Origin of the sequence: Mesorhizobium sp. M7A.F.Ca.AU.001.01.1.1, assembly GCF_004022735.1 — a bacterium.
Lineage (GTDB): Bacteria > Pseudomonadota > Alphaproteobacteria > Rhizobiales > Rhizobiaceae > Mesorhizobium > Mesorhizobium ciceri.
Map to the genome: position 1 here is coordinate 1 of NZ_RZPF01000138.1, position 11,064 is coordinate 11,064.

The following is an 11,064-nucleotide window of genomic DNA, read 5'->3' on the forward strand; positions in this document are numbered from 1 at the left end:
GGTCGGCAGCCCGCCGATGACGCCTTGCACATCCTGCGCAAAGGCGGTCGTTGCAAGCGAGGCAAGCGCGGTTGCGGCCAGCAGGCCGCGGATCATTCCTGTCATCTCGTTCTCCTCCGTTCGGTTTGGTTCAGGCTCCTCCACCGGCAGCGCCGGACACCTGCACCGGGGAACTCTCCCGAAACAGGCGATTGAGATCGGCAACAACCTGTCGGGCTTGATGCCGGGAGGTCATGCCGGAAAGGATGCGTTCGGATGCTGCTTGCTGGAAAGTCATGTAGCCGTCGTGGCGCGGCCGCACCCATGCACCCTCCAGCGTCGCGCGCGTATCCCGATAGAAGTCGCCGGTCGCTTCATTGACAGCCTGGTCCTCCCAGGCCGCTGCATGGCCGGGCTGGCCGCCGGCGGCGGCATAGGCGCCACGCTGGACATCGCCGCTCGCGACCCAATAGGCGAAGTCGATCGCGGCATCCCTGGCTTTGGAAAAGGCTGATACGGCTATGCCGGTGCCGCCAAGCGCCGAACCGACCGGGCCGCCGGAACCGATGACCGGAACATCGGCAAAGGCCAGCCGGTTCGCCCGAAAGCCAGCCGTCGCATAGGAAACGTAACCATAGATCAGTGGCGCGCAGACGAACCTGGAACCGGCCTCCGCCATACGTTCGGAGACGGCAATCGGGTCCATCTCGAAACACGCGGGATCGACCAGCGCTGCGATCTCGCGCATTGCCTCGAAGACTTGGCTACCGATCTCCACATCGATCAGATCGTCGGATGGATCGGTCGTGCAGGCATGCCCGAGATTCCCGGCAAGCGTGTAGAACACCATCAACACGTGAGGCGGCCGCAGCGGCAGCAGCACGCGGCCTTGCCGGGCGAGATCGAGCACCTCGCTCCAGCGCGCCGGTGGCGCACCGATCGCATCCGGACGCCATGCCTGGACCTGCGTTGCCGCATCGATCGGGAAAGCCCATTGCCGTCCTTGCCAGTTGTAGCTCGGATAGGACTGGCCGATGCTGCCCGAGGCAAGGGCCGTGCGTTCCGCCTCGCGTCCGGCGACATCCAGCGGCTCCAGGCAGCCTTCGGCCGTGATCTGGCCGACATGCGGATGGTCGATGACGATGAGGTCATAGGCGCGCGCCAGTTCTTCGACCGGGAAGGATTCGAAGTCCTGCAGCGAGCGCTTGTCCCATTCGATGGCAATACCGGTCTTCTGCTGCCACAGCGCCGAGCAGGCGACCATCGGATCATAGCCACGCGGATGGCTCCAGGTCATGCCTTTGAGCTTGGGCGAACTCACAGGCCGAACTCCGCGCGGATGGCGGCACTGTGCTCGCCGATGCGGGGCGCCGCCCGATCGGCCTTGGCTCTTATGCCATCGACCCGGAGCGGCGAACTGGTGGTGAGGATCGAGACATCGTCCTCGCGCGTCACAGTCTGCAGCATGCCGAGGGAATGGAACCCTTCGCTCGCCAGCATCTCCGGCCAGGTCAGCACTTTGGCGCACCAGATGTCGGCCGGCTCGAGGATATCAAGCCACTCGTCGATCGTCTTGGTGGCGATCCGCTGTGCGATGATCGCCTTGATGTCGTCACGCGCGGTGAACCACGACGCAGGCTTGTCGCGATAGGGTGCGAGTTCGCTGAGCGACAGGAGATCGGCCAGCTTGGGAATCGGCGTCATGGCGATGGCGAGGTATCCGTCCTTGGCCGGGTAAACACCGTAAGGCGCCGACAGATAGGCATGCGCGCTGCGGAAGCTGGAGCGCCTGGGCAGCCGGCGGCCGTCATTGAGATGCGTCGTCAGCACCTCGAACTGGAAATCGACCAGCGCTTCCAGGAGACTGGTTTCGATATGGCTGCCCTGGCCGGTGATGCCGCGCCGCACGAGTGCGGCCAGAATGCCCTGCGCGCAGGCGGCACCGGCCAGCATGTCGCCGATGGCAAGACCGAACGGCACCGGCCCTTGGTCCTCATCGCCGTTCAGCCACATCACGCCGGAGCGCGCCTGCGCCAGCAGGTCTTGGCCGGGTCTCTTGACCCATGGTCCGTCTTCGCCATAGCCGCTGATCGAGGCATAGACCAGCCGCGGATTGATCTTGCGGACCGCCTCATAGTCCAAGCCGAGCCGCTCGATGACGCCCGGCCGGAAATTCTGGATCAGCACATCGGCCTTGGCCAGAAGGCCGCGCAACGCCTCGAGATCGGTCTCGTTCTTGAGGTCGATGGCAAGACTTTCCTTGGCCCGGTTGATGGCATGGAAGATGGTGGAATCGCCGCCGATCTCGGTGTCGCTGAGATAGAGCCGGCGCGACAGGTCGCCGCCATCCGGACGCTCGATCTTGATGACGCGGGCGCCGAGATCGAGCAGCCTGAGTGAGCAATAGGGCCCGGACAGGAACTGGCTCATGTCGACGACGACGAGACCGGCGAGCGGCAATTCGGCTGCTGCCGGCATGCTATTTCTCCGTCTTGCCGACGAAGTCGGCCGGGTTGCGGTACTTCACCGTCTGCAGATGCTCGCAATAGAGAACCAACTCGCCTTCGCCCTTGAACACCTCATAGCTGGCGCGGATCAGCCCCATTTCCTTGTAGCGGGGCTTCTTGTCGAGGTTGGAGCGGATCGAATAGATCGTGTCGCCAATGAAGACGGGTTTTATGAAGCGGAGCTTGTCGTAGCCATAGGAGAAGGCATTGACGCAGTTGGTGGCGACCAGCCCCAGGCCAGCCGAAAAGACAAAGGCGCCGGCGATCAGCCGCTTGCCGAAAATGCCTTCGTTCTCGGCAAACATCTGGTCCTGCACATAGGGGTGGATGTCGAGCACCAGCGTGTTGAACAAATGGCTGTCGCCTTCGGCCATTGTGCGCCGCAACGAGCGGATCTTCTGGCCGACGGGCCAGTCCTCGTAGAACCAGTTTTCGGCATTCCACACCGGCAGCGCGGCGTGATCTCCGGGCATGTTCTTGGGATGCGTCGAGGCGACGCCGACGGTAGGTGCGAAATCGTTCATGGTCGGCACCGCCAGACCTGCATGGGGCACGTCACAGCTGTCGGAAAACGCATCAAGGCGTCGAAATACAAGACGTCTCCTCCCGTCAATCTTCTTTTGTAAATAGTATTTTCACATATGGGGTTGCGTTGCAAGCGTGAACAGGCGAAATTTTGGCTGCTCCCGCGCGCCAAAGCGCAGGCGGGTAGGGGAGGAAATCATGCGCGAGAATTGTCTGGTCTTTGTCGGCAGCCTGAACCGCGAGGCGCCGTATTTTCAGGGCGCTCGGGGCGTCGGCCTCAGCGTCTACAGCTTTGACGAGACGACGCTGGAAACACGAAAACTGGCCGAGACCAACGACGTCGACAATCCGACCTTCCTCTCGGTGACACCGGACGGCTCGCGGATCTACGCCAACTCGGAAGTGTTCACCTGGCGCGAGGGCACCGTCTCAGCTTACAGCTTCGATCGAGCTTCGGGGACGCTCATTTATCTGAACAAGCAACCGTCGCTCGGCAGCATAGCCGCCCACAACACCATCACCCGCGACGGGACAAAACTGCTGGTCGCCAATTACGGCATGGGCGAGGGCGGCCCGGATCGCGCGGTGGCTGTCTATGGCTTCGAAGAGAACGGCGCCTTGTCGGCGCCGCTCGCCAGCGTTTCGCATGAGGGCAGCGGCCCGAATGTGGCGCGGCAGGAACGCTCGCATGCGCACAGCGTCACCGAAACCATCGGCGGGGGAACAGCCATCGTCGCCGACCTCGGCATCGACCGGCTGGTGTCTTACCGGATCGAGCGCGAGGGCAATCTGGCCAAGCTAACCGAATCCGCTTTGCCATCCGGCGCCGGTCCACGCCACCTCGCACTGCATCCGAACGGACGCTTCGTCTTCGTCATGAACGAACTGGATTCGACCATCGTGTCGATGGCGCTGGACGAAGCCACCGGCAAGCTCTCGATCATCGACGCAAAGCCGGCGGTGCCGGCCGAGGCACGCGACAGCAACCACTGCGCCGATATCCAGATCTCACCGGATGGCCGTTTTGTCTACGGCTCCAACCGCGGCCATGACAGCGTCGTCATCATGGCGGTCGACCAGCAGACAGGGTCGCTCAGCCTCGTCAGCTATATCCCTTGCGGCGGCGCGACCCCGCGTAACCTGGCGCTGACGCCGTCAGGCGGCCATCTGTTTTCCGCCAACCAGAATGGCGACCGCATTTCGATCTTCGCCCGCGACGCCGACAGCGGCATACTGACCGACACCGGGCGCGCCATCGAGATCGGCACGCCGATGTGCGTCAAGATCGTGCGCTGAACGCCCACAAAAATCGCCCGAGGCTCAAGCCTGTTGTATTGCCGAGAGCTTCCAGTTCGATCCATTCTCACGCACGAAAGTCCACAGCTCGGTCGTCTCTGTCGGATGATCATCGTCGCCCGCGACGATTTTGCCGCTGGCCCGTTCGCGCGTCACGTCACGAGATTCGTAGCGCAAGGCGGCTGTGGCGTAGTCGCGCTCATCCTCGCGCCAGCTTTCCGCGATGTCGGCCTGCAGCAAGGTGATATCAGTCACCTCGTTCCTGAGACCTTTCTGGGCATTGTCGGCCAACTCTTCCGAAAGATAGGATACCATTTCGGGTGTAACCGCCCGGCGCAGAGCGGCATGGTCTTCGCGCCCGAATGCTTCCTGGACATCGGTCAGCAGCTGCTGGAATGCGTCGAGATCCGTCTGGGCCAGCGTGATCTCCTCGGAGGCGGCGGCCGGAGAGCCTCCACCTGAACCGCCGCTGAAACCGGGAATTGTGAAGGAGCCTGCAGTCTGCTGCCCTGCCGTTGAGCGGTTCTCAAATCGCGAAGCCTGGGCATTGCCGGCACCTGCGAGCGCCGGCGCGGGGCCGCGCGCGGATTGCGAGCGGAAGAACCTGATGGCCAGCATGATCGCGCCACCGATCAGCAAGGCCTGAAGCAGGAAACCGAACATGCCGGCCAGGCCGCCGAAGCCCTGACCCAAAAGCAGGCCGAACAGGCCGCCGAGCAACAGGCCGCGCATCATCGTTCCACCGAAACCGCTCATGAAGCCGGGCCTCTGCAGGCCGGCCTGCGGCTGCCGGGCCGCGTTGTTCACACCGGTGTTGGGCGTCATCGCCCGCTCGACCGGAGCGGTCGGTGCTGGGGCCGTCCTGGTCGGCGGTGCCGATTGGAACGTACGCATGCCACGACTGCCGAAACTGCCGCCACGACGGGCCTCGGCATGGTCCATCGCAACCATGGAGAATGCAAGGAACAGTCCTGCAAAGAGGGCTGCAAATCGGCTGGTGCGGGAAATCATCGGAGATGAACCTTTGTCGATGTGGTTTCGGAAGTTTCAGCAAGTGCCGGCCTGGATGTCGGGCATCATGCGGTCAGTCGAACAACTCTTCGAAGAATGATTTCTTCCGCTTTGGATAGCGGTGACCGTGCGAGCGGGAATAATCGTCATCGCGGCTCTGGCCATGTTGTGGCTGGGAGAATGCTGCCGGCTGTGGCTGCGGCGCGGGCGCCGCTTCCCTGCCGGAACGCTCGATGATCTTGTCGAGTTCTCCTCGATCAAGCCAGACGCCGCGGCACTGCGGACAGTAGTCGATTTCGATACCCTGGCGTTCGCTCATCACGAGCGCGACGCGGCAGGAGGGGCAAACCATACCGAGGAGGGAAGTAGATGTCATACGGGGCTCCAAACCGAAAGGAATGAGCCCGCTTGACCGAAAGAATGGAAACGGGCCCGTTAAAGCGGTCCGACATCACAATCGCCAAAAGCGACAGTCAGAGGGGCCCGGCCCGCACCGAACAGTTAGGGATGCAAAGCCGCGGCTTCAAGGTCGATATTGCCCTGCAAGAATGATTTGTTCGCCAGCGTTGCTCAGGCAGTCACCACGATTCAAATCGTCACCACGATCTCAGATCGTCACTACGATCTTGCCGAACTGCTCGTTCGACTCCAGGTAGCGGTGCGCCTCGACGATTTGGTCGAACGCGAAGGTCCTGTCGATGATCGGCCTCAGCGTTCCGTGCTCCAGACCTTCGACGATAAACGCCTTGGCGGCCTCGAGTTTCACAGGGTTGCCGGTGATCTCGTGGACGAGGTAGCCGCGCAGTGTCAGCGTCTTGCTCAGCACCGCTGGCAGCGGGAATGGCGTCGGCTCGCGGCTGAGACCGCCATATTCGATGAGGATGCCGCCACGCGACATGGCCGCTGTGAGTGGCTCGAAGATCGGGCCGCCGATCGCATCGAACACGACGCGCACGCCTTCAGGCCCTGCGATCTCATTCAGCCGTGCCGCCAAATCCTCCTCGGCCAAGGTGACGACTTCAGCCGCGCCGGCATCGAGCAGGGCCTGCCTCTTCGCCGATGTCCGCGTCACCGCAATCGCTGTTGCACCGACCCTGTTGGCGATCTGGATTGCCGCAAGCCCGACGCTGCTCGAGGCTGCGGTGATCACCACGTGGTCTCCGCTGTGCAGCCCGGCGATATCGATCAGCGCGCCATAGGCGGTGAGATACTGCATCCAGACGGCCGCTGCCGTCTGCCAGTCGAGCGACGGCGGATGCTTGACGACAAGTCCGGCGGGGTAGGTGGCAAACTCGCCATAGGCCGGCCAGCGGATCATCGATTGCGGCGGGATGACACTGACGCTGTCGCCCGGCGCGAAATCCTTCACGCCGACACCAATAGCCTCGATGACGCCCGCTGCCTCGAGGCCAAGCCCCGAGGGGAGCGTCGGCGTCTCGATATAGGAAGCCGCGCGCAGCAGCGCTTCGGCGCGATTGAGGCCGAGTGCCTTGACCCGGATTTGAACTTCGCCCGAACCCGGTGGGGAAAGCGCGACATCCTCGATGCGCAGAACCTCGGGGCCACCATGCTGGTGAAAGCGAACTACGCGTGTCATTCGGATACTCCAAATCATCTGAACCGAATGAGCTATGCAGCCGGTCTTGCCAGGGATAAATGGCTGTAAGAGAAGAACAGTAGAAACCAGGAGTTCTGAATATGGATCGGCTTGAGAGCATGGCCGTGTTCGTCAAGGCGGTCGATCTCGGCTCGTTCGCGGCCGCGGCGGTCGCGCTTGATCTCTCCGGACCGATGGTCGGCAAGCATGTCCGGTTTCTTGAGGAGCGGCTGGGCGTGCGGCTGCTCAACCGGACCACGCGACGGCAGAGCCTGACCGACTTCGGCCGCGCTTACTATGAACGCTGTCGGGTGGTGCTCGCCGAGGCCGAAGCCGCCGATGCGCTCGCCGCCGAACAGTTTTCGGAGCCACGTGGAAAACTGCGGGTCACCATGCCGGCGCATTTCGGGCGCCATTGCGTGACCCCCGTGTTGCTGAAGCTGGCCCATCAATATCCGATGCTGGAACTCGACCTGTCGCTCACCGACCGCTTGGCGGATCTTGCCGAGGACGGCTACGATCTCGCAATCCGCACCGGCACTCTTGACGACAAGGTGGGGGTGATTGCGCGTCGCGTCGCGCGTCAGGGCATGGTCGTCTGCGCGGCACCCTCTTATCTCAGAATTCATGGCGAGCCGCAGCGGATCGAGGATCTCGCCGACCATCAGGCGATTGTCTACCGCCGGCTCGGCCAGGTCGTTCACCCGTGGTTGTTTGTGCGCGAGGGGCAACCCACGCTCGAGATCACGCCAACCGGACGGCTGCGGCTCGACGATCTCGATGCCATCGCTGACGCGGCCGCCGACGGCATGGGGCTGGCCTGGCTGCCCTGGTGGCTGGTACGCGACCGCATTCAGGCCGGCGCGCTGATGGCGCTGTTGCCGGACCAGCCGCGATATCTCTACGACTGCCACGCGCTTTGGCTGCAGACACCGCATCTGCCGCTGAAGGTGCGGCTGGCCGTCGATGCGCTGGCCGTCGCCTTGCCGAAATCGATGGCCTGATTGCCAATCGCCGCCGCTCAGTTGAGATCGCGCCGATACTCCTTGACCTCGCTGCGGTCGACGATCCGCTCGTCTCCGTCATGGGCAGTGATGTGGGTCTCGATCCGCCAGACGTCGCGCAGCGCGCGCACCGTCGCCGTCACTGAAAGGCGCGCCTGCCAGTCGCCGCGGCCATAGGATTTTTCCCAGGTGCAGGTGCCGACCGCCGAGGTCGGGTCGTCGGGGTGAATGGAGAACCGGTCGACATGCTTCGCTGAAAGGACGATTCCCGTATGCGGATGCCGCACCGTGCCGCCATCATTGACGACTTGGTAGACCGTCTCGCTGGTGACCTGGTCTGTCGAAACCGAGCGCTGAAAACCGTCGCCCTTGGCCAGAACCTCCTGCTCCATCGGCGCGGCGCTTTCCGGAGCCAGGAAGGCCCCCAGCGTGTCGTCCAGCTTCTGCGGCGCGCGCACCGGCAGGATCAGCCGGCTGTCCCCGCAATGGATCGACAGCGTCGCCTGCTCGGCGGTCGGAAAGACGATCGGCCAATGCGATGTCGCCAGTGCCAGCCGGATACGCTCGCCAGCCTCGAAACGCTGCCCGCAGCAGCGCAGCTTGATGCGGACGGTCTCCGCCCGGCCCGGCACCATGGGTACGATGTCCAGATCATCGTTGCGATGGCTCAGATTGAGGATGCCGTAGCTGATGCGCGAGGCAGCACCTTCCGGGAACACTTGCGACAGCGTGGCGGACAGAAGCGCAACCGGCTTGTCGGAGGAGAGCTTGACCTCGAATTCGGGAAAACCGAGGATCTCGACCGCTTCGGTCAACGGCGCCGTCTCGAAGATCAGGGCATTGCCTTCTTCCGTGCGTTGGTCGACCGGCAAGGTAGGCATGACGCCATAACCGCACCAGGCGCCGGACGACAGGCCGGCCGTCTGCGGCGATGAAATCTCCAGGATCGTGTCTTCGCCCCTGGCCTCGCTCAGCACATGCGGCGCAAGGTTCAGCACCTTTTCGCCGATTCCCGGCCCCGGCCATGCCGGCTCCGCGACCCAGCGGCCGGGTCGCTCGTCATAGATCGCTGCCGGCCGTGCGGGATCTTGAATCCAGGCGCGCAGCATCGGCTCGTCGGCAATGCCGGTGTTTATGCCCTTGAGATATTGATCCCACCAGCGCAGGCACTCCTGCAGGAAGCCGATGCGCGGTCCCGGCATGGCGAAGTGCGGATATTTATGGCCCCAGGGTCCAATCAGCCCTTTACGGGGACCGCTTAGCTTTTCCAGCATCCGGAAGATCGGATTGGGATAACCGTCGGCCCAGCCGCCGACGGCGTAGACCGGGATTTCGACATCGGAATATTCCTCGCAGATCGAACCGTGCTTGTAGAAATCGTCGCGGCGCTGGTGTTCAAACCAGTCCTGCATCCAGATGCCATTGCCATTCAGCCGTTGTTTCCAAAGATCGCGCCAGCGGTCGCCGACAATGAGCGGGTCGGGCGGGGTCATGGCGATGGCCCAGGCGGTGGTTCCCCACATCAGATTGTCGCACATCATCGCGCCGCCGAGATAATGCACGTCGTCGTTATAGCGGTCGTCGGTCGAGCACAGCGAAACGACGGCTTTCAGCGCCGGCGGCCGGCGGGCCGCGACCTGCAGCCCGTTGAAGCCGCCCCAGCTGATGCCGATCATGCCGACGCTTCCCGAGCACCAGGATTGCCTCGCCAGCCATTCGATGACCACCAGGCAGTCATCCTGCTCCTGCTTCAGATACTCACCCTTGCACAGCCCTTCGCTGTCGCCCGAGCCGCGCATATCGACCCGCACGCCGGCATAGCCGTGACCGGCGAAATAGGGATGCGTCAGCGCATCGCGCTCCACCGTTCCGTCACGCTTGCGATAGGGCAAATATTCGAGGATCGCCGGCACGGGATCGCTCTCCGCGTCTTCCGGCAGCCAGACACGCGCCGCCAGCTTGACGCCATCCGGCATCGGAATCCACAAATTCTCGATCTCGCGGATTTTGCGCGGGAAATCGGTGACGATGCGGATATCTTGCATGGCGGCTCCTCTCAACGCCCCGGCCGACACTTGCGCCGGTGGCGATCCTTATGTGTTCAGCGGGAAATGGCAGGTTAGACGGCTGTCGCCGACCGAGGCCGGGACGGGGACATCCAGCGCGCAACGGCCCTCGGCCTGCGGGCAGCGTGTGTGAAACTCGCAGCCTGAGGGGCGCGCCAGCAAGGACGGAACGTCAGCCGGCAGCGTGATGCGCTGGTGCACCCGATCTGGATCGGGCTCGGGGTTGGCGGACAGAAGGGCCGCCGTATAGGGATGATGCGGGGCACGGAAGATCGCTTCGGTTTCGCCCTGCTCGACGAAGCGTCCGAGATACATCACCGCCATGCGGTCGGCGATCTGGCGCACGACATGCAGATTGTGGGTGATGATCAGCATCGACAGGCCCATGCGGTCGCGCAGGTCGTTGAGCAGGTTCAGCACCTCTCCCTGCACGGAGACGTCGAGGCCGGCGGTCGGCTCGTCGGCGACGACCAGCACCGGGTCCAGCGCGATCGCCCGCGCAACGCCGACGCGGCGCGCCTGGCCGCCGGATAGCTGGTGCGGGTAGCGGTCGGCGAAATCGCGCGGCAGACCGACCAGCGCAAGAAGCCGTGTGACTTCAGCGTTGAGATCGCGATCCGACAAACCGTGGATGACGAAAGGCTCCGACAGCAGCGAGCGCACGCTGAGCCGCGGCGACAGCGATCCGACCGGATCCTGGAACATCATCGGCATGCGCCGCCGCACCGGTTTCATCGCGGCGTTGGACAGGCCTTGCAGTTCCTGTCCTTCGAACACGATCGTGCCTGCTTTCACCGGCTGAAGACCGTTGAGGGTGCGCGCCAGCGTCGTCTTGCCCGAGCCGGATTCGCCGACCAGCGCGAAGGTGCTGCCTCGTTGAAGCGTGAAGCTGACGCCGGAGACCGCTTCGATTTCGGTGGCCCGCCCCGCGAGCCTGGCGGACAGGCCGCCAACCCGAAACGAGACGCGCAGGTCGCTGACACGGAGCAGGTCTTCGTTCATGCGCTCATGGCCCCCAGTGGAACGTCCGCGTGCCAGCAATGGGCGATATGAGATCCGCCGACAGGGGCGTTGGGAGG

General features: G+C 63.6%; 10 protein-coding genes. 2 read left to right on the forward strand and 8 right to left on the reverse strand.

Annotated elements, in window-relative coordinates:
* Nucleotides 1–130 precede the first annotated feature (130 nt).
* Genes EN884_RS11180 through EN884_RS11190 form a run of 3 tightly spaced genes read right to left on the reverse strand, consistent with a single transcriptional unit; the run spans nucleotide 131 to nucleotide 3,010 of the window.
* On the reverse strand, nucleotides 131–1,300 hold the full coding sequence (locus EN884_RS11180) for an extracellular solute-binding protein (RefSeq protein WP_063167546.1): 1,170 nt from the start codon (nucleotides 1,298–1,300) through the stop codon (nucleotides 131–133).
* Entirely contained in the window at nucleotides 1,297–2,457 is a 1,161-nt protein-coding gene (locus tag EN884_RS11185; protein ID WP_063167547.1) for a CaiB/BaiF CoA-transferase family protein, read from the reverse strand. Before EN884_RS11185 ends, EN884_RS11180 begins: the two co-directional genes overlap by 4 nt.
* Nucleotide 2,458: 1 nt before the next feature.
* Nucleotides 2,459–3,010, reverse strand: a complete 552-nt coding sequence (locus EN884_RS11190; RefSeq protein ID WP_013533014.1) for a MaoC family dehydratase — start codon at nucleotides 3,008–3,010, stop codon at nucleotides 2,459–2,461.
* 199 nt (nucleotides 3,011–3,209) lie between these two features.
* Between EN884_RS11190 and EN884_RS11195 the strand changes: the two genes are divergently transcribed.
* Nucleotides 3,210–4,307, forward strand: a complete 1,098-nt coding sequence (locus EN884_RS11195; protein WP_063167548.1) for a lactonase family protein — start codon at nucleotides 3,210–3,212, stop codon at nucleotides 4,305–4,307.
* A gap of 24 nt (nucleotides 4,308–4,331) precedes the next feature.
* Here EN884_RS11195 and EN884_RS11200 read toward each other — a convergent pair whose 3' ends face one another.
* The 3 genes from EN884_RS11200 to EN884_RS11210 all read right to left on the reverse strand — a co-directional run bounded on the left by EN884_RS11200 (nucleotide 4,332) and on the right by EN884_RS11210 (nucleotide 6,915).
* Nucleotides 4,332–5,318 carry a Tim44 domain-containing protein gene (locus EN884_RS11200; protein ID WP_128360556.1) on the reverse strand — a complete coding sequence of 329 codons (987 nt, stop codon included), beginning with the start codon at nucleotides 5,316–5,318 and terminating at the stop codon, nucleotides 4,332–4,334.
* A 73-nt stretch (nucleotides 5,319–5,391) separates the two neighbouring features.
* The gene (locus EN884_RS11205; protein WP_024502504.1) at nucleotides 5,392–5,694 is read right to left on the reverse strand and encodes a zf-TFIIB domain-containing protein; all 303 of its coding nucleotides are present in this window, start codon (nucleotides 5,692–5,694) and stop codon (nucleotides 5,392–5,394) included.
* Nucleotides 5,695–5,925: 231 nt separating this feature from the next.
* Entirely contained in the window at nucleotides 5,926–6,915 is a 990-nt protein-coding gene (locus EN884_RS11210) for a zinc-dependent alcohol dehydrogenase family protein (protein WP_063167550.1), read from the reverse strand.
* A 101-nt stretch (nucleotides 6,916–7,016) separates the two neighbouring features.
* Between EN884_RS11210 and EN884_RS11215 the strand changes: the two genes are divergently transcribed.
* Nucleotides 7,017–7,919 (forward strand): LysR family transcriptional regulator, encoded by a 903-nt coding sequence (locus tag EN884_RS11215; protein ID WP_063167551.1) that lies wholly within the window; start codon nucleotides 7,017–7,019, stop codon nucleotides 7,917–7,919.
* 17 nt (nucleotides 7,920–7,936) lie between these two features.
* Here EN884_RS11215 and EN884_RS11220 read toward each other — a convergent pair whose 3' ends face one another.
* Nucleotides 7,937–9,964, reverse strand: coding sequence for a CocE/NonD family hydrolase (locus EN884_RS11220; protein WP_063167552.1), 2,028 nt, complete (start codon nucleotides 9,962–9,964; stop codon nucleotides 7,937–7,939).
* A gap of 48 nt (nucleotides 9,965–10,012) precedes the next feature.
* A complete protein-coding gene (locus EN884_RS11225) occupies nucleotides 10,013–10,987 on the reverse strand; it encodes an ABC transporter ATP-binding protein (protein WP_013533007.1) in 975 nt (324 codons plus the stop codon).
* Nucleotides 10,988–11,064: the final 77 nt, after the last annotated feature.

Bases quoted from the DNA above. Each gene is read 5' to 3' on its own strand.
- EN884_RS11185 (WP_063167547.1), bottom strand. From the start codon at position 2,457: ATGCCGGCAGCAGCCGAATTGCCGCTCGCCGGTCTCGTCGTCGTCGAC.
- EN884_RS11190 (WP_013533014.1), bottom strand. From the start codon at position 3,010: ATGAACGATTTCGCACCTACCGTCGGCGTCGCCTCGACGCATCCCAAG.
- EN884_RS11195 (WP_063167548.1), top strand. From the start codon at position 3,210: ATGCGCGAGAATTGTCTGGTCTTTGTCGGCAGCCTGAACCGCGAGGCG.
- EN884_RS11200 (WP_128360556.1), bottom strand. From the start codon at position 5,318: ATGATTTCCCGCACCAGCCGATTTGCAGCCCTCTTTGCAGGACTGTTC.
- EN884_RS11205 (WP_024502504.1), bottom strand. From the start codon at position 5,694: ATGACATCTACTTCCCTCCTCGGTATGGTTTGCCCCTCCTGCCGCGTC.
- EN884_RS11210 (WP_063167550.1), bottom strand. From the start codon at position 6,915: ATGACACGCGTAGTTCGCTTTCACCAGCATGGTGGCCCCGAGGTTCTG.
- EN884_RS11215 (WP_063167551.1), top strand. From the start codon at position 7,017: ATGGATCGGCTTGAGAGCATGGCCGTGTTCGTCAAGGCGGTCGATCTC.
- EN884_RS11220 (WP_063167552.1), bottom strand. From the start codon at position 9,964: ATGCAAGATATCCGCATCGTCACCGATTTCCCGCGCAAAATCCGCGAG.
- EN884_RS11225 (WP_013533007.1), bottom strand. From the start codon at position 10,987: ATGAACGAAGACCTGCTCCGTGTCAGCGACCTGCGCGTCTCGTTTCGG.